The following is a 24,104-nucleotide window of genomic DNA, read 5'->3' on the forward strand; positions in this document are numbered from 1 at the left end:
TTTTAAAGTTAGTGCTGACTAGGAAAACTGATTTAATAAAACTTAATGCATTAATTAATAATAATCAACCCAATGGTTTGTTATTAAAAATCATGACATTACATATCAACAAGGGGAAATGAATACGCCTAAGCGTTTTTCCGAAAAAATAAGCATAGGATACGCATATATATTATAAATTATTATCATTAATTTATATTGTTTTGAATGCCCCCTTTTAACAAAGGGGCCACCTCTTTTATCAATCGCCCATCAATGCTTTCACCAGCTCCACGCACCGCAGGAAGCGTGAATCGTAATCGGGTTCTTCAACGTGTACAAAATCGATATTGTTCTTCTCAAGCATTGAGACCAGCAGCGTCTGAAACTCTTTGCGATCCACAGAGCTACCCAGGCTGCGCAGCCCGTCCGCCACCCAGGGGGTGTTGTTTTCCAGCAGGATCACCAGGTCAAAACGATATTCGTCAATCAGCGCCTGGACGAACGGATGTTCGCGCCCTTCATACTTTTTACAGAAGGCCTGAGTGCTGACAAAATCGGTGTCGATAAAGGCGACCTTGTTGGCGTACTTCACCGCAAAATCAATATACTGGGCGTGGCCCAGCGCAATTTTGTCGTAGTCGGAATATTGCAGCGCCATCTCGTCGCCGCCAAGATGAGAAAAGACGTAGTCACGGCCATATTCCCAGGCGCTGGTGGTGTTGAAGATATTGGCCAGCTTGTTTACCAGCGTCGATTTGCCGCTGGACTCACCGCCGAGAATCGCGACAGTACGCACGAAGAACGGCTTCACCTCGGTAGGAATGTAATCCCAGTAGCGGAACGGATTCTCACGAATCTGCGCGCCGCTGATATTCATAAACGTCCGCTTCGGGTCCACCAGCACGGTCTCAATGCCAAGGTGTTCAAGATACTGCGGCGCATCTGACTCCTCGGAGGTATAGATCCAGTTCGGCTGAATCCCCTTCTCTTCCATAAAAGTTTTCATCCCCGCACTCCACACGTCCCAGCCGTGCGGATACGGCTCCATGCCCTCTTCATTGAAAGCATGAATACGAATGTTCTTCTGATATTTAAACGTCTGGAGCAGCCAGCGCAGACGGTCAGGCACCGTAGGCTGTTGCGACATCGCGCTCTCTTCAAACAGCGCACGATCGCGCGTGTCGTCATAGCCCATGATGATGTGCAGCTCGTCAACCTGGCTACAGGCGCGCTGGATAAGATAGATATGCCCCGTATGCAGGGGATAAAACTTGCCAAATACCACGCCAATATTTTTCTGCTGACGTGGGAATTCCAGATTCAGGAAGCGATGTAAGGCTTCGAGCTTTTGCGCGCTGGGGCTTTTAATTTTGGCGTTCAGAAGCTGGCTTAAATAGCCCTTGGTCATGCCGCTGGCGTCTGCGACCTGCTGTAACGTACAGCCTTTCTGACGAATTGCGGTTTTGAGATAGTCGAACGACGACACAAGAGCCTCCTGCTAAATTGGGGTGAACCATCTACCCATTATACAAAAAACCCGGATGTACTCACGGTACTATCCGGGGAAAGAGAGCGGCGTCGCAATACGACGCCGGAGTCAGACATTATAAATCGTCAAAGACGTTCAGCGCATCGGAGAGTTTTTTCACACCAAATACTTTCATCCCTTCCGGAACTTTTTTCGGCACGTTGGCAGCGGGGACGATTGCCCGACGGAAACCGTGCTTCGCCGCTTCCGAAATACGTTCCTGTCCGCTGGGAACCGGGCGAATTTCACCGGCCAACCCCACTTCGCCAAACACCACTAAATCCTGCGGTAGCGGTCGGTCGCGCAGGCTGGAGACCATCGCTAACAGTAACGCGAGATCGGCGCTGGTTTCGGTTACCTTCACGCCGCCCACCACGTTCACAAACACATCCTGGTCCGCCATTTGCAAACCGCCGTGGCGGTGCAGAACGGCAAGCAGAATCGCCAGACGGTTCTGCTCGAGGCCAACGGCCACACGACGTGGGTTGCCCATCATCGAATGGTCCACTAGCGCCTGAATCTCGACCAGCAGCGGACGCGTCCCTTCCCACACCACCATCACCGAACTGCCGGAAGTCACTTCATCCCCACGGCTCAGGAAGATGGCGGACGGATTACTCACCTCGCGCAGCCCCTGTTCGGTCATGGCGAATACGCCAAGTTCGTTTACCGCGCCAAAACGGTTCTTATGGCTGCGCAGGGTACGAAAACGGGAATCGGCGTCACCGTCGAGCAGTACCGAGCAGTCGATACAGTGTTCCAGCACTTTCGGGCCAGCCAGCGAGCCGTCTTTAGTGACGTGCCCTACCATGACGATAGCCACGCCACGCGTTTTGGCAAAGCGCGTCAGATAGGCGGCGGTTTCACGCACCTGCGCAACGCTGCCCGGCGACGACTGAACATCCGCCATGTGCATGACCTGGATGGAATCAATCACCATCAGCTTCGGCTGCTCTTCTTCCGCAATCTGGCAAATCTGCTCGATACTGGTTTCCGAGAGCATATTCAAGTTGGCGGTCGGTAGGCCGAGGCGATGCGCGCGCATCGCCACCTGCTGCAACGACTCTTCACCGGTGACGTACAGCGTTTTCATCTGTTCTGACAGCTTGCACAGGGTTTGCAGCAGCAGGGTTGATTTCCCCGCACCCGGGTTACCGCCAATCAGAATGGCGCTGCCGGGCACTACCCCCCCGCCCAGCACGCGGTCAAACTCTTTAAAACCGGTCGAGAAGCGAGGTAGCTCTTCCAGGCTGATTTCCGACAGCTTCTGCACCTTCGCCACGCCAGCATTACCGGCATAGCCGCTCAGGCGCTCATTACGCGCGACCGTGGGAGAAGCCGCTACGCGCACCTCGGTGATGGTATTCCACGCATGACAGGCGCTGCACTGCCCCTGCCAGCGCGGGTAGTCCGCACCGCACTCATTACAAACAAATGCGCGTTTAGGAGCTTTCGCCACGTTAACCTCTTTATTTCTGATTCATGCTGCCGGAGAGGATGCAGAACACCCCCATCAGATCGGCATGACGGATAGTGACTTCCGTCTGTTCATTCACTTTGGGTTTGGCATGATACGCAATCCCCAGACCGGCCTTTTTGATCATCGGCAGGTCATTGGCGCCATCGCCGATCGCCACGGTCTGCGCATGCGGAATTTCATATTTTTCAGCCAGCTGCAGCAGCGTTTTCGCTTTATACTGCGCGTCGACGATATCACCAACCACTTCACCGGTCAGCTTGCCATCACGAATGCCCAGCTCGTTGGCTACTGCGGCGGTCAGACGCAGCTTATCGCGAAGATATTCGGCAAAGAAGGTGAAGCCGCCGGAGGCAATCGCGACTTTCCAGCCCAGCGTTTCCAGCTTCAGCACCAGTTGAGTCAGCCCAGGCATCAGCGGCAGTGTCTCACGTACCTGACGCAGGATATCGGCATCCGCATCCTTCAACGTTGCCACACGCTGGCGCAGGCTGGCGCTGAAGTCCAGCTCGCCGCGCATCGCACGTTCGGTGACTTCTGACACCAGCTCGCCGGTGCCGGCCAGTTTAGCGATTTCATCAATGCACTCAATCTGAATGGCCGTGGAGTCCATGTCCATCACCAACAGGCCCGGCGTGCGCAGATGCGGGATTTTCCCCAGCGGCGCAACATCCAACTCAGCATCATGCGCCAGGCGCGTCGCGCGCGGCGTTAACGATCCCGCCAGACGAATCACCTGATAGTCTTCAACGCACCAGGCTGCCACAATGACCATCGCCGCGCCCAGCTTACGCTGGTAGGTTGTCAGACGCGCTTTATCCAGCCCGCGTCCATACAGCAGCCAGCCGCTACGGCCAGCGTGGTAATCCAGCGGCATGACTTCATCACCGCTGAGCGAAAGCGGCAACCCAGGCCACAAGGAGACATCTTCAGGCAGGTCGCACCAGGTCAAACTGTTTGGCATTACAGCTCCAATCTTCTTTATTAAGCCCAGGAAAATAACGCATGAGGCTACCTTGTAACCAGCGCTTCTGGCAACATTAAGCTGTAAATTTTCAAAGGTGGAATATGGTTCGCGCAAAACTGAAATTTCGACTGCATCGTACGGTGATTGTTCTTATCTGTCTGGCGCTGCTCGTCGCGCTGATGCAGGGGGCGTCCTGGTTCAGTCAGCAAAGCCAGAAACAACGTAATCCGCAGCTTGAAGATCTGGCGAGAACGCTGGCGTATCAGGTGTCGCTTAATCTCGCGCCGATGATGAAAACGGAAACGCCGGACGAGAAAAAGATTGGCCAGTTGCTGAAGCAGCTTACCGCGAAAAGCCGAATCCTCGACGCGGGCGTCTATGATGAGCAGGGTGACCTTATCGCCCGAGCCGGTGAACAGGTTGAATTACGCGACCGTCTGGCGCTGGACGGCAAAAAGGCCGGGAGCTACTTCAATCAGCAGATTGTTGAACCTATTCAGGGAAAAAATGGCCCGCTCGGCTATCTGCGCCTGACGCTTGATACGCATACCATCGCCACCGAATCCCGTCAGGTGGATAACACCACCAATATTTTACGCCTGATGCTGCTGCTGTCGCTGGCCATTGGCGTGGTGCTGGCACGCACGCTGCTGCGCGGCAAACGTACGCGCTGGCAGCAATCGCCGTTCCTGCTCACGGCGAATAAGCCGGTGCAGGATGAAGACAAAGATTAATCAGAAAAGGAAATCGCCATGACAACGCTGCGCCTGCTGCTTTCTGACTCTCACGATCCGTGGTTCAACCTCGCCGTTGAGGAGTGTATTTTTCGCCAGATGCCCGCGACCCAGCGGGTGCTGTTCCTGTGGCGTAACGCGGACACGGTCGTTATCGGCCGCGCGCAGAATCCGTGGAAAGAGTGCAATACCCGGCGCATGGAAGAAGATAACGTCCGCCTGGCGCGTCGCAGCAGCGGCGGCGGCGCGGTGTTCCACGACCTTGGCAACACCTGCTTTACCTTTATGGCGGGGAAACCGGAGTACGATAAGACAATCTCTACCGCTATCGTACTCGAGGCGCTAAATTCACTCGGCATTACGGCGGAAGCCTCCGGGCGTAACGATCTGATCGTCAAAACGGAGGAAGGCGATCGTAAAGTCTCCGGCTCAGCCTACCGGGAAACGAAAGATCGCGGCTTCCACCACGGTACGCTGCTGCTGAATGCCGACCTGAGCCGGTTGGCCAATTACCTGAATCCAGACAAGAAAAAGCTCCAGGCAAAGGGCATTACGTCCGTACGCGGGCGCGTGGCTAATCTGGTAGAACTGCTGCCGGAGATTACCCACCAGCAAATTTGCGAAGCCGTAACCAAGGCGTTTTTCCAGCACTACGGTGAGCGTGTCGAAGCCGAAATTATCTCTCCAGATAACGTGCCGGATCTGCCTAATTTTGCCGAGACGTTTGCCCGCCAAAGCAGCTGGGAGTGGAATTTCGGCCAGGCACCGGCGTTCAGCCATCTGCTGGATGAGCGTTTTACCTGGGGCGGCGTTGAGCTGCATTTCGACGTAGAGAAAGGCGTGATTACCCGTACGCAGGTGTTTACCGATAGCCTGAATCCTGCGCCGCTGGAGGCACTGGCTGAGCGTTTACAGGGCTGCCAGTACCGTGCTGACGTCCTGCAGCAAACCTGCGAAGCGCTGGTTGCAGAGTTTCCGGAACAGGAGAATGAGCTGCGGGAGCTGGCGAATTGGGTAGCGGGAGCGGTACGCTAAGCAGACTGCCGGATGGCGGCTACGCCTTATCCGGCCTACGTCCGGTAACAACCGCAGGCCGATGTAGGCCCGGTAAGCGAAGCGCCACCGGGCACAACACGGTCTTACTCTTTATCGCCCAGCAGAACGGATTCCAGCGCGATTTTGATCATGTCGTTGAACGTGGTCTGACGCTCAGCGGCAGTGGTCTGCTCGTGGGTACGGATATGGTCGGATACGGTGCAGATGGTCAGCGCTTTGGCACCAAACTCTGCGGCCACGCCGTAGATACCTGCCGCTTCCATTTCCACGCCCAGTACGCCGTATTTTTCCATCACGTCGAACATTTCGCCGTCCGGAGAATAGAACAGATCCGCAGAGAACAGGTTGCCCACGCGCGCGTCTACGCCCAGCGCTTTTGCCGCGTCAACAGCGTTACGGACCATGTCGAAGTCAGCGATAGCCGCGAAGTCATGATCTTTGAAACGGATACGGTTCACTTTCGAGTCGGTGCACGCGCCCATACCAATCACCACGTCACGCAGTTTGACGTCCATACGCACAGCGCCGCAGGAGCCCACGCGAATGATTTTCTTCACGCCGAAATCGGTGATCAGCTCTTTGGTGTAGATGGAGCAGGACGGGATACCCATGCCGTGACCCATCACGGAAATCTTACGGCCTTTGTAAGTGCCGGTGAAGCCTAACATGCCGCGAACGTTGTTCACTTCACGGACATCTTCGAGGAAAGTTTCAGCAATGTGCTTCGCGCGCAGCGGGTCGCCCGGCATCAAAACTACGTCAGCGAAATCGCCCATTTCTGCATTAATGTGTGGGGTAGCCATCATTTTATCCTTATCACGTTGTTACTGCCTGATGGCGGCTACGCCTTATCAGGCCTACAAAACCGTAGGCCCGGTAAGCTTGCGCCACCGGGCAATTGCATCACAGCATGTTTTTGCCGTATTCCATTGGCGACGTGCCGAAGTAAGTCGCCAGCGTCTGGCCAATATCCGCGAAAGTTTCACGGTGACCCAGCGAGCCCGGTTTCACTTTCGGGCCGTAGATCAGCACCGGGATGTGCTCACGGGTATGGTCGGTACCGGTCCAGCTCGGGTCGCAGCCGTGGTCGGCGGTGAGGATCAGAATGTCATCTTCCCCCACCAGCTCCATCAGCTCCGGCAGACGGCGGTCGAACAGTTCCAGGCCAGCAGCGTAGCCCGCGATATCGCGACGGTGGCCCCAGGAAGAGTCGAAGTCCACGAAGTTAGTGAAGACAATGGTCTCGTCGCCCGCTTCCTTCATCTCTTTGATGGTGGCGTCAAACAGCGCGTCCAGACCGGTGGCTTTCACTTTTTTAGTGATACCGCAGTTGGCGTAGATGTCCGCAATCTTACCAACGGAAACCACGTGGCCGTTTTTCTCGTCCACCAGCTTCTGCAATACGGTCGGCGCTGGCGGTTCAACGGCCAGGTCATGACGGTTGCCGGTACGCTGGAAGTGACCCGCTTTGTCGCCCACAAACGGACGCGCAATCACGCGGCCAATGTTGTAGCCGCCTTCGGTCAGCTCTTCACGCGCGATTTCACACAGCTCGTAGAGTTTATCCAGGCCAAAGGTCTCTTCGTGGCAGGCGATCTGGAACACGGAGTCAGCAGAGGTATAGAAAATCGGCTTGCCGGTTTTCATATGCTCTTCGCCCAGTTGGTCGAGGATCACGGTACCAGAAGAGTGGCAGTTGCCGAGGTAGCCCGGCAGGTTGGCACGCTTAACCAGTTTATCCAGCAGTTCCTGCGGGAAGCTGTTTTCGTGGTCGCTGAAATAGCCCCAGTCGAACAATACCGGCACGCCAGCAATTTCCCAGTGGCCTGACGGCGTATCTTTACCGGAAGAGAGCTCATGCGCCCAAGCGTATGCGCCCACCACTTCCGCGTTGCCGTCCATACCGGCGGCAATTTTGCCGGTTGAACCTTCATGTGCCTTCACCAGACCCAGACGAGTCAGGTTAGGCAAATTCAGCGGGCCCTTACGACCATTGTCAGCCTCGCCTTTGGCGCAGGCTTCGGCAATGTGACCCATGGTATCTGCGCCGACATCACCAAAGCGGTCAGCATCTTCCGTTGCACCAATCCCAAAGGAGTCCAGCACCATAATAAATGCACGTTTCATCTTGTTCTCCATACATCTTGCGCTGCAAAAAAGCGATCAGATCAGTATATAACTATTCGGTAATGCGACGATAGACGGTTGGCGTAATTTCAGGCGCTTTGTCGTCCAGTTTAATTGCCGCTTTCACGGCTTTCGCCGCGTCCTGCCAGCTTGCTTCATCTTTTGCATGGATCACCGCCAACGGACGCTGCCCGTCGACGCTGTCGCCCAGACGGGTCATGTCGGTAAAGCCGACGCTGTAATCGATGGTATCGGATGCCTGCCGACGGCCGCCGCCCATAGAAACGACCGCCATGCCCAGCGCGCGGGTGTCCATCGCGCTGACAAAACCTTCGGTATCAGCATAGACCGCTTTACTCAGCATCGCTGTCGGCAGATATTTCGCATAGTTTTCAACGAAATCGGTTGGGCCTTTCTGTGCCGCCACCATGCGACCAAAGATCTCCGCCGCTTTACCGTTGTCGAGCACGGCCTGCAGTTTGGCGCGCGCTTCAGCGTCGTCTTTGGCGAGGCGGCCGGAGATGAGCATCTCAACGCACAGCGCCATCGTGACCTCAAACAGACGCGGATTGCAGTATTCACCGGTCAGGAACTGCACGGCTTCGCGCACTTCCACAGCGTTACCTGCGCTGGAGGCCAGCACCTGGTTCATGTCGGTCAGCAACGCCGTGGTTTTGACGCCAGCGCCGTTGGAAACGCCCACGATGGCTTCCGCCAGCGCCGCAGAGAGTTCGTAGGTCGGCATAAACGCGCCGCTGCCTACTTTCACGTCCATGACCAGCGCATCCAGACCTTCTGCCAGCTTTTTGGCGAGAATCGAGGCGGTAATCAGCGGGATGGAGTCCACCGTCGCGGTAATGTCGCGGGTGGCGTAAAAACGTTTGTCCGCCGGTGCGAGCGAGCTGGTCTGCCCAATAATCGCCACACCCACGTCTTTAATAATTTCACGGAAACGGTTGTCGTCCGGGAAGATGTCGAAGCCCGGAATGGCTTCCAGTTTGTCGAGCGTACCGCCGGTATGGCCGAGGCCGCGACCGGAGATCATCGGAATATAGCCACCGCAGGCCGCGACCATGGGGCCAAGCATCAGCGAAGTGACGTCACCGACGCCGCCGGTAGAGTGCTTGTCGACAATCGGGCCGTTGAGGTTGAGGCTCTTCCAGTCCAGGACGGTGCCTGAATCCCGCATCGCCATGGTCAGCGAGACACGCTCCGGCATGCTCATATCATGGAAGAAAATGGTCATCGCCAGCGCGGCAATCTGCCCTTCAGAGATGGTGTTGTCGCGAATACCGTTGATAAAGAAACGAATTTCTTCATCACTCAGCGCCAGGCCATCACGTTTTTTGCGAATAATTTCTTGAGCGAGAAACAAGGTACCCTCCTTTGGAATCGGGGAATCACGGCGGGGAAACCGCCCTACGATCCTGTAGCCCGGCCAAGCGTAGCGCCGCCGGGAAGCTCCCGGAGTCGGCGCGCATGCGCCTCGTCCGGGCTACGATAATGCATTAGTAGCTGCTTGCACTCTTACCGTCGCCGTGGCCCAGCGCCTTCAGCAGGCTAGCCAGCAGAGAGGAAGCGCCGAAGCGGTAGTGACGGGAGTCGGCCCAGTCCGCGCCGAACAGTTCATCAGCGATAGACAGGAACAGCTGCGCGTCTTCAGCGGTACGCACGCCGCCAGCTGGCTTAAAGCCCACGGTTTTCTGTACGCCCATATCACGGATGACTTCCATCATGATGCGCGCGCTTTCCGGGGTCGCGTTTACCGGTACTTTACCGGTAGAGGTTTTGATGAAATCAGCGCCGGCTTTGATGGCGATTTCGGATGCTTTGCGAATCAGCGCTTCTTCTTTCAGTTCACCGGTTTCGATGATCACTTTCAGCAGCACGTTTGCCGCAGCACAGGCGTCTTTACAGGCTTTCACCAGGTCAAAACCAACCTGCTCGTTGCCCGCGATCAGCGCGCGATATGGGAAGACCACGTCAACTTCATCAGCACCATAAGCAATCGCCGCGCGGGTTTCCGCCAGAGCAATATCGATATCGTCATTGCCGTGCGGGAAGTTAGTGACGGTGGCGATACGGATGTCCGGGGTTCCCTGCTCTTTCAGCGTTTTACGCGCAATCGGAATGAAACGCGGATAGATGCAGACAGCGGCGGTGTTGCCCACCGGCGTTTTCGCCTGATGGCACAGTGCGATCACTTTCGCATCGGTGTCATCTTCATTCAGGGTGGTTAAGTCCATCAGTTGCAGTGCACGCAGGCTGCTTGCCTTTAAATCAGTCATTTTGCTCTCCAACGGCGTATTGCCGTTTAAATCGTTACCTTGCGGGTCTGTGATTATTGTAACACCGCCCCGCGCTCACACTTCGACTTTCATCACACTTAGTGAAAACTTCGTACAAATTTGCATAACAACAACGAGATCTTAATCAAACTTTGCCACCAAAGATGGGCCATAAAGCACCACTTCGACGGCTCGGATCAAAAGATGCCCTCATCGTTTCTCATACACTTCGCGCATCGCTCGTCTGAGGAATTCAACATGTCCACTTCGCCAGAATCATCACTGCTGCAACACTGCCAGCAAATTGTGACAAGCTCCGTGTTATCCCCGGAACAAAAACGCCATTTCCTGGCGTTAGAAGCCGAGAATACCCTGCCGTATCCTGAGTTATCCGAGCAGGCGCAAGCCGCGCTAACCGAGGGTGTTATCTGCGATATGTTCGAAGGACACGCGCCGTACAAACCGCGCTATGTCCTGCCGGACTACGAACGTTTTCTCGCCAACGGCTCCGCATGGCTGGAGCTGGAAGGCGCGCAGGATCTGGACGATGCCCTATCGCTGCTGACCATCCTGTATCACCATGTTCCTTCCGTGACGGCGATGCCGGTATATCTCGGTCATCTTGATGCGTTGCTGTCACCTTATGTTAGAATTCTAACACAAGATGAAATCGATATTCGAATAAAACGTTTCTGGCGCTATCTGGATCGCACGCTGCCCGATGCCTTCACGCACGTTAACATTGGCCCTCACGACACGCCGATTACACGGGCTATTTTACGTGCCGAGGCTGAATTAAAGCAGGTTGCGCCCAATCTGACTTTTATCTACGATCCGGAAATCACACCTGACGATCTGCTGTTACAGGTGGCACAAAATATTTGCGAGTGCAGTAAACCACATATCGCTAACGGCCCGGTGAATGATAAAATATTCACAAAAGGTCAATATGGCATCGTGAGCTGTTACAACTCTCTGCCGATCGCCGGCGGCGGCAGCACCCTGGTTCGCATGAATCTGCAGCAGGTTGCCCAGCGCAGCAACTCGATTGACGATTTCTTCAACCGCGTCCTGCCACACTACTGCCAGCTGCAAATCGATATCATTGATGCCCGCTGCCGCTTCCTCTACGAGCAGTCTCACTTCTTTGAGAATAGCTTCCTGGTGAGCGAAGGGCTGATAAGCCCGGACCGTTTTGTACCGATGTTCGGGATCTACTCGCTGGCGGAAGCGGTCAACATCCTGTGCGAACGCGACGGCATTGCCGGGCGCTACGGTAAAGATGAGCAGGCCAATACGCTGGCTTATCGCATCAGCGCGGCGCTGGCCGAATTTGTCGCCCAAACGCCGGTGCAGTACGGCTGGCAACAACGTTCGTTGCTGCACGCACAGTCTGGAATCAGCTCCGACACCGGCACCACGCCGGGCGCGCGTCTGCCTTACGGCGATGAACCGGACCCAATTAGCCATCTGCTGGCCGTCGCGCCGCACCATGCGTTCTACGCCGCGGGCATTAGCGACATTCTGACCCTTGATGAAACCGTAAAGCGTAACCCGCAGGCGGTGATGCAGCTGTGTCTCGGCGCATTCAAGGTGGGTATGCGTGAGTTCAGCGCTAACGTCAGCGGTAACGATCTGGTGCGCGTCACCGGCTATATGGTGCGTCTGTCCGATCTGGAAAAATATCGCGCGGAAGGCTCACGTACCAATACCACCTGGCTCGGTGAAGAAGCCGCACGTAATACCCGTATTCTGGAACGTCAACCTCGTGTCGTGAGCCATGAACAGCAGATGCGCTTTAGTCAGTAAGATTATCCCGTTCTCCTGCGTCGACGGGCCGGGCAGCCGCCTGGCCCTGTTCCTGCAGGGCTGCAACCTACGCTGTAAGAACTGCCACAACCCGTGGACCATGGGGCGCTGCAACGATTGCGGCGAATGCGTGCTGCAGTGTCCGCATCAGGCGCTCAGCCTTGAAGACGGTCGTGTGACATGGCACTCCGCAGTTTGCCAGCAATGCGATACCTGCCTGCATCTGTGCCCGCAGCAGGCGACGCCGATGGCGCAGTCGATGAGCGTTGAGCAGGTGATTGAGCACATCAGTAAGGTCGCGCCATTTATCGAAGGTATTACCGTCAGCGGCGGCGAAGCGACCACCCAACTGCCGTTTGTCTGCGAGCTGTTCGCCCGTCTGAAGAGCTCCCCGGCGCTTAAGCATTTGACCTGTCTGGTCGACAGTAACGGTGAGCTGCCAATCAGCGGTTGGGAAAAGCTGCGCCCGCTGTGTGACGGCGTGATGGTCGATTTAAAAGCCTGGGACAATGCCTGCCATCTCGCGCTAACCGGCAGAAGCAACGTGCGAATAAAGAAAAGCATTCAATGGTTAGCTGAACACGGCATGCTGGCAGAACTGCGATTGTTAGTGATTCCCGACCAAACGGATTATCTCCAGGAGGCGGAGGCGCTGAGCGAGTTTATCGGCGGGTTAGGTGAGGTGGCTATTCGTCTTAACGCTTTTCATGCACATGGCGTTTATGGTGAAGCCAAAGCGTGGCGTAGCGCCGGGCCGCAGGATATTGAAGCCTTAAGCCAGGCGCTACGTGCCGGAGGAATAACGCAGATTATTCCTCCGGCGCTGTACTTATAGGGCGAGGAACACGCCGGCAATGGTGGCGCTCATCAGGTTAGAGAGCGTCCCGGCTGCCACCGCTTTCAGACCCAACTGGGCAATATCCTGACGGCGCTTCGGCGCCATGCTGCCCAGGCCGCCAATCAGAATCGCGATAGACGAAAGGTTAGCAAACCCACACAGCGCGAAAGAGATAATCGCTTTGGTGTGGTTTGAAATCACCTGCAACCCGGCTGCCGCCACTTCCGCATCCGCCTTCAGATATTCACCGAAGTTCATGTAGGCCACAAATTCGTTGATCACCAGCTTCTGGCCGATAAATGAACCCGCGACCGTCGCTTCACTCCACGGCACGCCGATCACCCACGCCAGCGGCGAGAAGACCCAGCCCAGAATCAGCTGCAGCGACAGTTCCGGGTAGTTGAACCAGCCGCCTACCCCAGACAAGATACCGTTCAGCAGCGCAATCAGCGCAATAAACGCCAACAGCATTGCGCCCACGTTCAGCGCCAGCTGCATCCCGGATGCCGCGCCAGATGCCGCTGCGTCCAGCACGTTAGTCGGCGCATCCGGATCTTTCGAATTCTTCTCCAGCGTAGGAGAATCCTGCGGCGTCTCGGTTTCCGGAACCATAATCTTAGCGAACAGCAGGCCACCCGGCGCCGCCATAAACGATGCGGCAATCAGGTATTCCAACGGAACGCCCATCTGCGCGTAGCCCGCCAACACGGAACCGGCAACCGATGCCAGACCGCCACACATCACGGCAAACAGCTCAGAACGCGTCATCGTGGCAATATACGGACGAACCACCAGCGGGGCTTCCGTTTGGCCGACAAAGATGTTTGCGGTCGCAGAAAGTGATTCCGTGCGCGACGTTTTGAGCACCTTACGCAGGCCGCCCCCAAGAATACGGATGACAAACTGCATAATGCCGAGATAGTAAAGGACGGCAATCAGCGAGGAGAAGAAGACAATGACCGGCAGAACGCGCAGCGCAAAGACGAAGCCGCCGCCGCCAAAGACTTCAAACATCTTGTCGGAGACCAGGCCGCCGAACAGGAAGCCGATCCCTTCGTTACCGTAAGCGATAACGTTAGCCACGCCTTCCGACATTGCCAGCAGCACTTTACGCCCGGCAGGCACATAAAGGATTAATGCACCGATACCCACCTGCAAAAGCCAGGCTCCCAGCACGGTGCGAAGATTGATTGCTTTACGATTACTGGAGAGAAGTAAGGCAATGGCGAGCAGCACCACCATGCCGATGAGTCCCATGAGGATTTGCATACAGAGTCCCTGTGTATTGAAAAATATAATAATTACGGCAAACCAACGGCGCCGATTATAACGTTCCGCAATTATCTTTTTTGTTCAAAATCACAGGTTTTACGCAACGGTAACAGACGAAAAGCCAATAATGAGACCTAAGTCACCCTACAAGCCAGGAAATAGCGAATGGGTATTCGCAATGAGCGCGCTGGCAATGTGCTCTGGCGCTTCCGGACGCAGCGAGCACAGGTGCGTGAATACTTCGGCAATGCGCTCAGGGCGATTGGGCTGCCCCTGGTAGCCATTAAGCGGCATATCCGGCGCATCGGTTTCCAGCACCAGCGACGACAGCGGCAGTTGCGCCATGACGTCACGCGTCTTGCTGGCTCGCGGGTACGAAATCGTTCCGCCGACGCCTATTTTATAGCCTAACTGCACAAACCGCTCTGCCTGTTGCAGGCTACCGGAAAAACCGTGAACCACCCCCGTTCTCGGCAGGTTGTGCCGCTTCAGATGTAGCGCCAGCTTGTCGTGCGTGCGTCGCGAATGGAGGATCACCGGCAGATCGTAACGTTTGGCCAGTCTAAGCTGCGCGTCCAGCAGGTACTGCTGACGCTCAAACTGCGGGTTTTCGCGGTAGAGATCGAGACCAATTTCCCCCACCGCAACCAATTTGGAGGGTTTGCGGGAGAGTTCCACTTCCAGCTGCGCCAGGCTCTCATCGCTATGGCGCTCCACAACAATGGGGTGCAGCCCAATCGCGGCATACAAAGAAGGAAAGCGTTCAGCTAATGCCAGCACACGACTAAAATTGTCGGCCTCGGTAGCCGGAATCACTATCTTGCCAACGCCAGCCGCCGCTGCGCATTGAATACTTGCCTCTTCGTCGCCGGTAAACGGCGCAAAATCAAAATGGCAATGGGTATCAATAAAGCTGCCGTTCACGCCAGATCCTTATCATTGAAAAGAGTATCATTAACGGGCAATACATCGGGCATTACCGCTGTGGGGATATCATTAGCAACCGGTCGTGTTGGAATGGACAGCGCGTCTGATGAAACATGGCGCGCCAGCGGCGGTTTTTCTGACAACAGCTTACCAATGGTTGCCAGAAAATAGCGGCCGCACAAACGCCCTGTTTTGTAGTCCTGGCGCAGGGCGGGAATACGGCTTCCAAGCGCCATACTGAGCAACGGTTTTGGTGGATAGATTTCAAAAATACGCAGATTACCCGGCGGGTTTTCAATAAATTTCTGGATTTCGGAATAGCTGGTTTCATGGTGTTGCACCAGATTCACCAGCGGCTGCAGGCTGCTCTCCCCCAGCCAGCGTTCCATACGTTTAAACCACTGCGGCGTATAGTACATCTGAGACGGCACGGTGCGGATCACCACCAGCGTCTTTGCCCCCTGCTTTGCTGCTTCGCGCACCGGGATCGCATCGCTCACGCCGCCATCAAAGTAACTAATACCATCCAGCGCCACGCCGGGGCGATAGAAGCCCGGAATCGCGCTGGACGCCCGAATAATATCGAGCCAGTTATGTCGGGTTGGTGAAAAATAGCTGGGCGTATAATCATCGCTTCGGCAGGCGCAGATATAGAAAGATTTTCCCAGTTCAAACAGACGTTCGGCGGTGTCCATTGCCAGCGGCATTTGCCCGGCGGTTGAGCCGACTAGCCAATCGAGGTCAATAAGGTTGCCGCCGCGGACAAAGCGTACCGGGTCGAAAAACTCCCGCCGGGTGGTGTAACGCATGATGACTTTACGCCCGTATCCCGGTTGGTTGCACAGATAGGCGGAAATATTTTGCGCGCCCGCCGAGCTCCCGTAGTAGAGATCGAAGGGATTGAACTGTGCCCGCATAAACTCATCAAGCACCCCTGCAGTGAAGATACCACGTTGCCCTCCCCCCTCGCAGACCAATGCCATGCGACCGGGAGTGAAACGCCTCAGCGATAATGGCGCAATATTGCCAAGCGTGACGGGTATACGCTGCCCCACCTCTGCCTACCTGTTTTTTATTTCTCAGACTAACAAAGTAGCCTAAATTCTCGTCGGCTAAAACTAATAAAGCCAGTCCGCTGGACTGGCTTTGCTTTCATGCTACTTTGCGCGTGGTGTTCTAGGGTCGTTTACGCCCGGTAAACAGGCTTACCAGGAAGATGATAATCCCCACAACGAACACGATTTTCGCTGCCCATGCTGCGGTACCTGCCAGCCCACCAAATCCTAATGCGGCGGCAATTAACGCGATAACCAGAAATATAATGCCCCAACGAAACATAAGCTTCTCCTTTACCATAGTTAATGTCGACCGCTTGCTATGAGCATCCAGGCCACTCATCGGCACTTTTTTAGTGTGGCGCACATCTTGTCTCCTGCCAAATATCAGGAGACAAGATGCCCCCTTATTACTGCACTTTCAGATCATTTTTGACGCTTTTCACGCCTTCGACTGCTTTAGCGACGCTTTCTGCACGATCGCTTTGCGCCTGAGATTCCACGGTACCCGACAGCTGTACTACGCCATCTGTCGTCTCAACTTTTACGTTGCGTGAAGGTACGATGTCATCAGCCAGCAGCTTGGCTTTCACTTCACTGGTCGTTGCCGTATCACCGGCATAGCCTTTTATCGAGCTTTCTTTACTGTCGCGGACGTGGAGCTTGTCGCTCACAGAAGCAACGCCCTCAACGGTTTTCGCCGCCGCGACAGCCGCTTCAGCCTGAGCCTGACTTTGTACAAAGCCGCTCAGCGTCACGACTTTTTTATCCGTTTTCACAGAGATATCCGTGCTCTTAATACTCTCGTTATCCAGCAGGGCGGCTTTGACTTTTGCCGTGATGGTGCTGTCATCCATGAAGTTACCGACTTTATTCCCTGCACTTTCCGCACTGGCCTGAGCCTTATCCATCGTTGTCGTTTCTGCGTAGACGGAACCGGTAGCCACAGCAGAAGTCAGCATCACGGCAAGCAGCGTTTTAGACATCGTCAGTTTTTTCATCATCAATATATTCCTGTATGTTTTGCCCGCAATTTGAGCATGTGCAACACGCAGGTTGCATTGCTGAATAGGGGACGAAACCCCTGACCACGAATTTCACGACAGCCCCCAATTCTCAGGACCATAAATCACCGCGAAATCGCGCCCTTATCCAGTTATTAATATTGCGATGAAAATAAGTGTCAGCTTTAAGCACTTTACATAGCGTGACTATCAGAATTTAAAGCCGACACAGATGTCATCGCTTTGTTAAATATAGATCACAATTTTGAAAGCGCCCGCTTCGCTGAGCAAAAAACAGACAGTTAATGGAAAAAGGGGCGGAATTAAGAACTTTCCGTAACAGGCTAAAAAGGAAGGAAAAGTGTCAGGGTGCAGCGGCTGCCGCACCCTGAAGGGGGTTTTAGTGCTCGCGAGTTTTGCGGAACTCAACGTCAGGATAACGTTCCTGCGTCAGGTTCAGGTTCACCATGGTCGGGGCGATGTACGTCAGATTATCGCCACCGTCCAGCGCCAGCTGAACTTCGTTTTTACGCTTGAACTCTTCGAATTTCTTCACGTCTTTCCCCTCTACCCAGCGGGCGGTGGCGACGTTTACCGATTCGTAAATCGCTTCAACGTTGTATTCGCTTTTCAGACGCGCAACCACTACGTCAAACTGCAGCACACCCACGGCGCCTACGATCAGGTCGTTGTTGGCAATCGGACGGAACACCTGCACCGCGCCCTCTTCCGACAGCTGTACCAACCCTTTCAGCAGCTGTTTCTGCTTCAACGGATCCTTCAGGCGGATACGACGGAACAGTTCCGGCGCGAAGTTCGGGATACCGGTGAACTTCATCATCTCGCCCTGAGTAAAGGTGTCGCCAATCTGGATGGTACCATGGTTGTGCAACCCGATGATATCGCCCGGATAGGCCTCTTCAACGTGCGAACGGTCACCCGCCATAAAGGTTAGCGCATCAGAGATAACCACATCTTTACCGATACGCACCTGACGCAGCTTCATGCCTTTTTCATATTTCCCCGACACCACGCGCATAAACGCCACGCGGTCGCGGTGTTTCGGGTCCATGTTGGCCTGAATTTTAAACACGAAGCCGGAGAACTTCTCGTCCTGCGCTTCCACCAGGCGGGTATCGGTGTTACGCGGCATTGGCGCTGGCGCCCACTCCACTAAACCGTCGAGCATATGGTCAACGCCGAAGTTGCCCAGCGCGGTACCGAAGAAGACCGGCGTAATTTCCCCCGCCAGGAACAGCTCTTTATCGAACTCGTTGGACGCACCCTGCACCAGTTCCAGCTCGTCACGCAGCTGCTGGGCCAGCTCTTCACCGACCGCCGCATCCAGCTCAGGGCTGTTCAGCCCTTTCACAATACGTACTTCCTGGATGGTGTGGCCTTTACCCGTCTGATACAGATAGGTTTCATCTTTATAGAGATGGTAAACGCCTTTGAACAGCTTGCCGCAGCCAATCGGCCAGGTAATCGGCGCGCAGCCGATTTTCAGCTCGCGCTCCACTTCATCCAGCACTTCCATCGGATCGCGGATATCGCGGTCGAGTTTGTTCATGAAGGTCAGGATCGGCGTATCGCGCAGACGGGTAACTTCCATCAGCTTGCGGGTACGATCCTCAACGCCTTTCGCGGCGTCGATAACCATCAGACAACAGTCGACCGCCGTCAGCGTACGATAGGTATCCTCGGAGAAGTCTTCGTGCCCCGGGGTGTCCAGCAGGTTCACCAGGCAGTCACGGTACGGAAACTGCATCACGGACGTGGTAATAGAGATACCACGCTGCTTTTCCATCTCCATCCAGTCGGATTTCGCATGCTGGCTGGAGCCACGCCCTTTTACCGTACCGGCGGTCTGAATGGCCTGTCCGAATAACAGCACCTTTTCAGTGATCGTCGTTTTACCGGCATCCGGGTGAGAAATAATGGCAAAAGTGCGGCGCTTGGCCACCTCTTGCAAATAAGGAGACAACGTCATAATTCAATCTTCTTAGTAAACGCGGCAACGCGCCGCGCATGTTGAATACGAAAAAATTGCGGCTATTTTACCCATCAAAGGGGGGCTGGCAATCACTGTTTACACAGGAGTCGCTCCAGTTCAGGCAATGAGGTTACCGTCCAGTCAGGCGTGATGCCTTCCGGCAGCGCGCGCTGGTGCGCGTTCAGCCAGCAGGTTGCCCAACCGGCGTTCATGCCGCCGCGAATATCAGACTCGGCGGTATCGCCGACCATCAGCACGCGGGAACGGTCCGGATGGCCGGCCTGTTCAAGGGCGTAATCAAAGATCTGGCGGTCCGGTTTAGCGACGCCAACTTCTTCAGAAATGATCAGCAAATCAAAGTGATTGCTAAAGCCGGTACGCTCAAGGCGCGTTTGCTGTAATGAGGTAAAACCGTTTGTGATGATCCCCATTTTCACTTTGCCTTTCAGCGCATTCAGCAGCGACTCGGCCCCCGGCAAAGGCGCGCAAATCTCCGCCATCGCATTCATAAAGGCGTCGTTCAGATCCCCCGGGTGAACATTCAAACGTTCCGCCCAGCCGGTAAAACGCTGATGCTGAAGCTGGAGCGAGGTGATCGCCCCATTCTGGTAATCCACCCATAGCGGCTTATTCACCGCCTGGTAGTCCTGGAAATCTTCCGCGGTAAAGGTCACGCTATAGTCGAGAAACATCCGCTGTAAGCCGCTAAACGAGTCAAACGTAAACAGCGTCTCGTCGGCATCGAAGAAAATCCAGTCCCACTTCTTCATCTTTTCACCTTGTCTTACATACTAATGGGCAGCGCCATAATAATGGCATCCTCGCGACCTTCCGCCGTAGGATAATAGTTGCGACGAATCGTCGCTTCGTTAAAGCCTAAACTTTCATACAGGGCAATGGCTGCGTGATTCGATGCGCGGACTTCCAGCCATAGCGTGACCACGCCCTGTGCCTCTAACGCATCAATGAGATGTTCAAGCAGCTCGCGCCCCAGACCGCGGCGCTGAAACGCTGGGTCGACCGCGATATTGAACAGCGTCGCTTCATCCAGCACCACCTGCGTGATCGCAAAGGCGGCCATTTCACCGTCGACCGACATCTGCAGGTTCAGATAGCGCTCTCCCTGATTACTGGCGAAGGTTGTTTCACTCCAGGGAAACGCATGGGCGCGCGTTTCAATCGCGAAGGCGCGGGGTAAATCAGTCGTGCTGAGGGTAGAGATCGTGTTCATGGGCGCAAATTTGTTGCCAAAGCGCGGCGCGCGCGGGCGCGCTGGCTTGCAGTTCATTAAACGGCGGCGTCGAAATCACCGCCCCTTCCAGCGTGACGGGTTCATCGTTACCCAGCCGCCAGCAGTGGCAGCGGCTCTCCTGCGGCAGCATCGCCACGCGATCGGGCGTCAGCGGTAAAACCTGGTCCGGCGTCAGACGCAGCGCGCGCAGAATATCGCCCATCAGCGGTTCCGTCAGCGCAGGAAGCTCCTCGCCAACGATCACCAGCCGAACGTGCTGAGGGAGCGTAATGGCAATCTCGCCCTGCAACGCGCCGGGGCGACGCAGTGACCATTGGGTAATACCCAACTGTTGTAATTGCCAGTCTCGCCGGGATGTCATGTACCACGCTCCTGTCTATCAAGGGCGCAAATATAGCAAATTCATCGAAACTGCGCCAATTACACTCTATATACACAAAATCATTCGAGTTGCATCGAGGCGGCAAGCGAATGAATCCCCAGGAGCGTACAAAAGTACGTGACTGGGGTGAATGAGTGCAGCCAACATAGAGGCAACTTGAAGGATGACGTGTATAATCGCGGCCTGAGTTTAATGAGGAACCATTCATGTCTGCTTTTACCCCGGCAAGTGAAGTCTTGCTGCGCCACAGTGACGATTTCGAACAGAGCCGTATTTTCTTTGCCGGCGATCTGCAGGATGACCTGCCCGCACGTCTTGAGACCGCCGCAAGCCGCGCGCATACCCAGCAGTTTCACCACTGGCAGGTGTTAAACCGCCAGATGGGCGACAACGTTCGCTTTGGGCTTGTGGCGCAGGCGGAAGACGTCGCCGACAGCGACACGTTTATCTACTACTGGCCAAAGAACAAACCGGAAGCCCAGTTCCAGCTGATGAACATTCTGTCTCTTCTGCCGGTGGGCACCGATATTTTCGTCATTGGCGAAAACCGCAGCGGCGTGCGCAGCGCCGAACAGATGCTGGCGGAGTTCGCGCCGCTGAATAAAGTCGACAGCGCTCGTCGCTGCGGCCTGTATCACGGTCGTCTGGAAAAACAGCCGTCGTTCGATGCGGAAACATTCTGGGGCGAGTATCAGCTTGATAAGCTGACCATTAAGACCCTACCGGGCGTCTTCAGCCGTGACGGACTGGATGTCGGCAGCCAGCTGCTGCTCTCCACCCTGACGCCTCACACCAAAGGTAAAGTGCTGGACGTCGGCTGCGGCGCAGGCGTGCTGGCGGCGACGCTGGCCAGCCACTCGCCGAAGGTTCGTTTGACCCTGTGCGATGTGAGCGCTCCGGCGGTCGAAGCCAGCCGCGCAACCCTTGCGGCAAATGGCATTGAAGGCGACGTGCTGGCAAGCAACGTCTTCTCTGAGGTGAACGGCCGTTTCGATATGATCATCTCCAACCCGCCGTTCCACGATGGCATGCAGACCAGCCTGGACGCTGCGCAAACGCTGATTCGCGGCGCCGTGCGTCATCTGAACAGCGGCGGCGAGCTACGCATCGTGGCCAACGCCTTCCTGCCCTATCCGGCAGTGCTGGACGAAACCTTTGGCTTCCATGAAGTGATTGCTCAAACAGGCCGTTTCAAAGTGTACCGCACCGTCATGACCCGTCAGGCGAAAAAAGCCTAATCAATGCAGGCCGGATAAGGCATTTACACCGCTATCCGGCGTTGCATCGCACAAGGCCGGTAGGCGCTAACGCTTATCTGGCCTACAACAAACGGTAAAATCCGCATAAACGCCTTTTTTTTCGGCAATCGCGCAGTCTTCGATAATTAACTATTGACGCACAGCGTAAAATCTCTAGAATTCGCCTCCGTGGTAACGATTCTTTCATAAAGAATCGATGGTATGCGAAGGTGGCGGAATTGGTAGACGCGCTAGCTTCAGGTGTTAGTGTCCTTACGGACGTGGGGGTTCAAGTCCCCCCCCTCGCACCATAATCCACGTTATATCGCTCGCACTGTGCGAAGGTGGCGGAATTGGTAGACGCGCTAGCTTCAGGTGTTAGTGTCCTTAGGATGTGGGGGTTCGAGTCCCCCCCCTCGCACCAACGAGGCGATATAACAAAAGTAACGAGATATCTGTGCGAAGGTGGCGGAATTGGTAGACGCGCTAGCTTCAGGTGTTAGTGTCCTTACGGACGTGGGGGTTCAAGTCCCCCCCCTCGCACCAGTTTCCTCGTTCTCTTCCTGATTTCCTTTCTTGCTTCACTCCATCAATTTTAAATTCATTATAATCAGTACAATACCGCCAATTAACGCAATGCAAGACGGCAACAGTACAAAGTGTCTCAGCTGACGATGCCAGATCATCACACTGCTCAGCAGCAGCCCGCAGACAATCACGCCGCGCCAGACATCGGCTGAAAGCCCCATGGTGCTCAGTAGCGCAATGACGGTCCCCGGAAGCAGTACTCCCCAGCCGCTGCCCAACGTTTTTTGCAACATGATCCGCCCTTCAAATGATAATGATTACCAATATCATATAGTCTTTTTTGTCATTTGTCTGCTATTGCGCTAAGGTTTCATATTCATTAATGACATGAATATTATATGGTGTTAAGTTGTCTAAAAAACCAGCATGTCAAATATAAAGCAAGCGCACGACTCTTCCTGCATTATTGTTGCTTTTGATGCAGTTACTTATTTATTTAAGGCTGACTACAACTTCAAACAATGACCGTACAATCCTGGCGTACCCTGCGTGCGCAAAAATATCAGCTAACGTTCCGGCTGTTTTTGTTTCTCAATTTGGTCTCATCGGCGCTGTCGGTGTTTAGTCCGATATATGATGTACATATATTTCCCCTACCGGCAATGCTCATTGCGGTGGGTAGCGGCGCTATGCTGCTGTGGAACTGGCGCTACGCGAGAGTCAAACTCAACCTGCCGATAGTTTCGGCTATATTTGGCTGCCTGTGGGGCTGGCATATTTTAAGTAAAACTTTTGTGCTCCCCGCGGTAAATGATAACTTTCAAATGGTTGCGCTATTTAGCGTGTTATTTGTCGGGACTATTGCCTTTTCAAATAATATCATTGCGTTTGCACTGCATTCATTACCGACTTTTATTGTCTGCCTGTTCAGCAGCAATTCTGAAGAGTGGTGGCGAATGGTCTACTGCTTCGCGCTACCATTAATCGGTATTACCATTCAGCACATCATCCAGCGGCGTAACGACAGCTTTGCCCAGGGGTTGATGTATAAACTGCTGGAGGAACGCGAAACGCTGAACGGCTTGAGCATGCTCGATCCGCTTACCGGCCTGTATAATCGTCGCGGCTTCCAGTTTCGCCTGGATTCACTGAAAGCGCTTGGCCCGGCCCAACACTCGGTTCTACTGCTGGATATCGACCATTTTAAGGCCTATAACGACCACTACGGCCATATGATGGGCGATCAGGCGCTGATGCGTGTTTCCGCCGCCATTCGCAACGCGGTGCGCTCACGCGATATTGTGACCCGCTATGGTGGCGAAGAATTTTTGGTGCTGCTGCCGCAGTGTGATCTGAATAATGCCATCCTGACGGCGGAGCGCATTCGTCAGCAGGTCTACGATCTGAAGATCCCACATATGTTTAATGCCAGCGTCGCCACTCATGTCACCGTCAGTATCGGTATTGCCCCGCTAGAGGATAACGATATCGACGCGGCGATTCAGATGGCGGATAAAGCGCTGTACGAAGCCAAAAATCAGGGGCGCAACAGCGCCCTGACCAGCGAACGGCTTCCCGCCGCCTGAGTTCACAAAAAACAAGCGCGAGCGATAAACCGCTTGCGCTTGTTTTTATCTATAGCTAGGA

Annotated in this window: 23 protein-coding genes and 3 tRNA genes; 9 read left to right on the forward strand and 17 right to left on the reverse strand. The window is 54.8% G+C overall.

Features of this window, described 5'->3' with window-relative positions; genetic code table 11:
* Window positions 1-241: 241 nt before the first annotated feature.
* From nadR to serB, 3 genes are all read right to left on the reverse strand, one after another.
* Entirely contained in the window at window positions 242-1,468 is a 1,227-nt protein-coding gene (nadR, locus tag ABTW00_RS20020) for a multifunctional transcriptional regulator/nicotinamide-nucleotide adenylyltransferase/ribosylnicotinamide kinase NadR (protein ID WP_065357044.1), read from the reverse strand.
* 118 nt (window positions 1,469-1,586) lie between these two features.
* Complete coding sequence (gene radA / locus ABTW00_RS20025; protein ID WP_064547176.1) at window positions 1,587-2,969, reverse strand: DNA repair protein RadA; 1,383 nt, start codon at window positions 2,967-2,969, stop codon at window positions 1,587-1,589.
* Window positions 2,970-2,979: 10 nt separating this feature from the next.
* Window positions 2,980-3,951 carry a phosphoserine phosphatase gene (serB, locus tag ABTW00_RS20030; RefSeq protein WP_064547175.1) on the reverse strand — a complete coding sequence of 324 codons (972 nt, stop codon included), beginning with the start codon at window positions 3,949-3,951 and terminating at the stop codon, window positions 2,980-2,982.
* A 104-nt stretch (window positions 3,952-4,055) separates the two neighbouring features.
* Between serB and ABTW00_RS20035 the strand changes: the two genes are divergently transcribed.
* On the forward strand, window positions 4,056-4,688 hold the full coding sequence (locus ABTW00_RS20035) for a YtjB family periplasmic protein (RefSeq protein WP_064547173.1): 633 nt from the start codon (window positions 4,056-4,058) through the stop codon (window positions 4,686-4,688).
* Window positions 4,689-4,706: 18 nt separating this feature from the next.
* The gene (gene lplA, locus ABTW00_RS20040) at window positions 4,707-5,723 is read left to right on the forward strand and encodes a lipoate--protein ligase LplA (protein WP_433637124.1); all 1,017 of its coding nucleotides are present in this window, start codon (window positions 4,707-4,709) and stop codon (window positions 5,721-5,723) included.
* 104 nt (window positions 5,724-5,827) lie between these two features.
* Here lplA and deoD read toward each other — a convergent pair whose 3' ends face one another.
* The 4 genes from deoD to deoC all read right to left on the reverse strand — a co-directional run bounded on the left by deoD (window position 5,828) and on the right by deoC (window position 10,159).
* Window positions 5,828-6,547, reverse strand: a complete 720-nt coding sequence (gene deoD, locus ABTW00_RS20045) for a purine-nucleoside phosphorylase (RefSeq protein WP_000224864.1) — start codon at window positions 6,545-6,547, stop codon at window positions 5,828-5,830.
* A 100-nt stretch (window positions 6,548-6,647) separates the two neighbouring features.
* On the reverse strand, window positions 6,648-7,871 hold the full coding sequence (gene deoB / locus ABTW00_RS20050; RefSeq protein WP_064547169.1) for a phosphopentomutase: 1,224 nt from the start codon (window positions 7,869-7,871) through the stop codon (window positions 6,648-6,650).
* Window positions 7,872-7,923: 52 nt separating this feature from the next.
* The gene (deoA, locus tag ABTW00_RS20055) at window positions 7,924-9,246 is read right to left on the reverse strand and encodes a thymidine phosphorylase (protein WP_433637131.1); all 1,323 of its coding nucleotides are present in this window, start codon (window positions 9,244-9,246) and stop codon (window positions 7,924-7,926) included.
* A gap of 133 nt (window positions 9,247-9,379) precedes the next feature.
* Window positions 9,380-10,159 (reverse strand): deoxyribose-phosphate aldolase, encoded by a 780-nt coding sequence (deoC, locus tag ABTW00_RS20060; protein ID WP_433637134.1) that lies wholly within the window; start codon window positions 10,157-10,159, stop codon window positions 9,380-9,382.
* Between the two features lie 258 nt (window positions 10,160-10,417).
* Between deoC and ABTW00_RS20065 the strand changes: the two genes are divergently transcribed.
* Window positions 10,418-11,968 carry a YjjI family glycine radical enzyme gene (locus ABTW00_RS20065; protein ID WP_433637137.1) on the forward strand — a complete coding sequence of 517 codons (1,551 nt, stop codon included), beginning with the start codon at window positions 10,418-10,420 and terminating at the stop codon, window positions 11,966-11,968.
* A complete protein-coding gene (locus ABTW00_RS20070) occupies window positions 11,940-12,803 on the forward strand; it encodes a YjjW family glycine radical enzyme activase (protein WP_433637140.1) in 864 nt (287 codons plus the stop codon). Before ABTW00_RS20065 ends, ABTW00_RS20070 begins: the two co-directional genes overlap by 29 nt.
* On the opposite strand, the gene ABTW00_RS20075 is transcribed toward ABTW00_RS20070, so the two are convergent.
* The 9 genes from ABTW00_RS20075 to ABTW00_RS20115 form a co-directional block, all read right to left on the reverse strand.
* Complete coding sequence (locus ABTW00_RS20075) at window positions 12,798-14,075, reverse strand: NupC/NupG family nucleoside CNT transporter (RefSeq protein ID WP_064547159.1); 1,278 nt, start codon at window positions 14,073-14,075, stop codon at window positions 12,798-12,800. The genes ABTW00_RS20070 and ABTW00_RS20075 overlap by 6 nt on opposite strands.
* A gap of 147 nt (window positions 14,076-14,222) precedes the next feature.
* A complete protein-coding gene (locus ABTW00_RS20080; protein WP_271447833.1) occupies window positions 14,223-15,002 on the reverse strand; it encodes a TatD family hydrolase in 780 nt (259 codons plus the stop codon).
* Window positions 14,999-16,060 (reverse strand): patatin-like phospholipase family protein, encoded by a 1,062-nt coding sequence (locus ABTW00_RS20085; RefSeq protein WP_433637142.1) that lies wholly within the window; start codon window positions 16,058-16,060, stop codon window positions 14,999-15,001. Before ABTW00_RS20085 ends, ABTW00_RS20080 begins: the two co-directional genes overlap by 4 nt.
* Window positions 16,061-16,181: 121 nt before the next feature.
* Window positions 16,182-16,343, reverse strand: coding sequence for a DUF1328 domain-containing protein (locus tag ABTW00_RS20090; RefSeq protein WP_064547200.1), 162 nt, complete (start codon window positions 16,341-16,343; stop codon window positions 16,182-16,184).
* Window positions 16,344-16,470: 127 nt separating this feature from the next.
* Window positions 16,471-17,064, reverse strand: a complete 594-nt coding sequence (gene osmY / locus ABTW00_RS20095) for a molecular chaperone OsmY (RefSeq protein WP_420811688.1) — start codon at window positions 17,062-17,064, stop codon at window positions 16,471-16,473.
* A 400-nt stretch (window positions 17,065-17,464) separates the two neighbouring features.
* Entirely contained in the window at window positions 17,465-19,054 is a 1,590-nt protein-coding gene (gene prfC, locus ABTW00_RS20100) for a peptide chain release factor 3 (protein ID WP_064547152.1), read from the reverse strand.
* A gap of 92 nt (window positions 19,055-19,146) precedes the next feature.
* On the reverse strand, window positions 19,147-19,827 hold the full coding sequence (gene yjjG / locus ABTW00_RS20105) for a pyrimidine 5'-nucleotidase (protein WP_064547150.1): 681 nt from the start codon (window positions 19,825-19,827) through the stop codon (window positions 19,147-19,149).
* Window positions 19,828-19,841: 14 nt separating this feature from the next.
* Window positions 19,842-20,288: a ribosomal protein S18-alanine N-acetyltransferase gene (gene rimI, locus ABTW00_RS20110; protein WP_064547148.1), complete on the reverse strand. Its 447-nt coding sequence runs from the start codon at window positions 20,286-20,288 to the stop codon at window positions 19,842-19,844.
* Window positions 20,257-20,670: a DNA polymerase III subunit psi gene (locus tag ABTW00_RS20115; protein ID WP_271447830.1), complete on the reverse strand. Its 414-nt coding sequence runs from the start codon at window positions 20,668-20,670 to the stop codon at window positions 20,257-20,259. The genes rimI and ABTW00_RS20115 overlap by 32 nt, the downstream gene beginning before the upstream one ends.
* A gap of 227 nt (window positions 20,671-20,897) precedes the next feature.
* Here ABTW00_RS20115 and rsmC point away from each other — a divergent pair, with 227 nt between their 5' ends.
* The 4 genes from rsmC to ABTW00_RS20135 all read left to right on the forward strand — a co-directional run bounded on the left by rsmC (window position 20,898) and on the right by ABTW00_RS20135 (window position 22,475).
* A complete protein-coding gene (gene rsmC / locus ABTW00_RS20120; RefSeq protein ID WP_163448815.1) occupies window positions 20,898-21,929 on the forward strand; it encodes a 16S rRNA (guanine(1207)-N(2))-methyltransferase RsmC in 1,032 nt (343 codons plus the stop codon).
* Window positions 21,930-22,153: 224 nt separating this feature from the next.
* Window positions 22,154-22,240: transfer RNA gene (locus ABTW00_RS20125), tRNA-Leu, on the forward strand.
* A 27-nt stretch (window positions 22,241-22,267) separates the two neighbouring features.
* Window positions 22,268-22,353 (forward strand) — tRNA-Leu (locus ABTW00_RS20130).
* A gap of 35 nt (window positions 22,354-22,388) precedes the next feature.
* Window positions 22,389-22,475 (forward strand) — tRNA-Leu (locus ABTW00_RS20135).
* Between the two features lie 35 nt (window positions 22,476-22,510).
* Here the strand turns inward: ABTW00_RS20135 and ABTW00_RS20140 are convergent.
* Entirely contained in the window at window positions 22,511-22,750 is a 240-nt protein-coding gene (locus tag ABTW00_RS20140) for a DUF1435 domain-containing protein (RefSeq protein WP_065357058.1), read from the reverse strand.
* Between the two features lie 228 nt (window positions 22,751-22,978).
* Between ABTW00_RS20140 and ABTW00_RS20145 the strand changes: the two genes are divergently transcribed.
* Window positions 22,979-24,043, forward strand: a complete 1,065-nt coding sequence (locus ABTW00_RS20145) for a GGDEF domain-containing protein (protein ID WP_064547138.1) — start codon at window positions 22,979-22,981, stop codon at window positions 24,041-24,043.
* Window positions 24,044-24,104 lie beyond the last annotated feature (61 nt).

Origin of the sequence: Kluyvera georgiana, from assembly GCF_050990895.1 — a bacterium.
Classification (GTDB): Bacteria; Pseudomonadota; Gammaproteobacteria; order Enterobacterales; family Enterobacteriaceae; genus Kluyvera; species Kluyvera georgiana.

What these genes read in the sequence shown, in the direction of transcription:
- serB (WP_064547175.1), bottom strand. Translation starts at nt 3,951, where the DNA reads ATGCCAAACAGTTTGACCTGGTGCGACCTGCCTGAAGATGTCTCCTTG.
- ABTW00_RS20035 (WP_064547173.1), top strand. Translation starts at nt 4,056, where the DNA reads ATGGTTCGCGCAAAACTGAAATTTCGACTGCATCGTACGGTGATTGTT.
- lplA (WP_433637124.1), top strand. Translation starts at nt 4,707, where the DNA reads ATGACAACGCTGCGCCTGCTGCTTTCTGACTCTCACGATCCGTGGTTC.
- deoD (WP_000224864.1), bottom strand. Translation starts at nt 6,547, where the DNA reads ATGGCTACCCCACACATTAATGCAGAAATGGGCGATTTCGCTGACGTA.
- deoB (WP_064547169.1), bottom strand. Translation starts at nt 7,871, where the DNA reads ATGAAACGTGCATTTATTATGGTGCTGGACTCCTTTGGGATTGGTGCA.
- deoC (WP_433637134.1), bottom strand. Translation starts at nt 10,159, where the DNA reads ATGACTGATTTAAAGGCAAGCAGCCTGCGTGCACTGCAACTGATGGAC.
- ABTW00_RS20065 (WP_433637137.1), top strand. Translation starts at nt 10,418, where the DNA reads ATGTCCACTTCGCCAGAATCATCACTGCTGCAACACTGCCAGCAAATT.
- ABTW00_RS20070 (WP_433637140.1), top strand. Translation starts at nt 11,940, where the DNA reads ATGAACAGCAGATGCGCTTTAGTCAGTAAGATTATCCCGTTCTCCTGC.
- ABTW00_RS20075 (WP_064547159.1), bottom strand. Translation starts at nt 14,075, where the DNA reads ATGCAAATCCTCATGGGACTCATCGGCATGGTGGTGCTGCTCGCCATT.
- ABTW00_RS20090 (WP_064547200.1), bottom strand. Translation starts at nt 16,343, where the DNA reads ATGTTTCGTTGGGGCATTATATTTCTGGTTATCGCGTTAATTGCCGCC.
- osmY (WP_420811688.1), bottom strand. Translation starts at nt 17,064, where the DNA reads ATGATGAAAAAACTGACGATGTCTAAAACGCTGCTTGCCGTGATGCTG.
- prfC (WP_064547152.1), bottom strand. Translation starts at nt 19,054, where the DNA reads ATGACGTTGTCTCCTTATTTGCAAGAGGTGGCCAAGCGCCGCACTTTT.
- yjjG (WP_064547150.1), bottom strand. Translation starts at nt 19,827, where the DNA reads ATGAAGAAGTGGGACTGGATTTTCTTCGATGCCGACGAGACGCTGTTT.
- rimI (WP_064547148.1), bottom strand. Translation starts at nt 20,288, where the DNA reads ATGAACACGATCTCTACCCTCAGCACGACTGATTTACCCCGCGCCTTC.
- ABTW00_RS20115 (WP_271447830.1), bottom strand. Translation starts at nt 20,670, where the DNA reads ATGACATCCCGGCGAGACTGGCAATTACAACAGTTGGGTATTACCCAA.
- rsmC (WP_163448815.1), top strand. Translation starts at nt 20,898, where the DNA reads ATGTCTGCTTTTACCCCGGCAAGTGAAGTCTTGCTGCGCCACAGTGAC.
- ABTW00_RS20140 (WP_065357058.1), bottom strand. Translation starts at nt 22,750, where the DNA reads ATGTTGCAAAAAACGTTGGGCAGCGGCTGGGGAGTACTGCTTCCGGGG.
- ABTW00_RS20145 (WP_064547138.1), top strand. Translation starts at nt 22,979, where the DNA reads ATGACCGTACAATCCTGGCGTACCCTGCGTGCGCAAAAATATCAGCTA.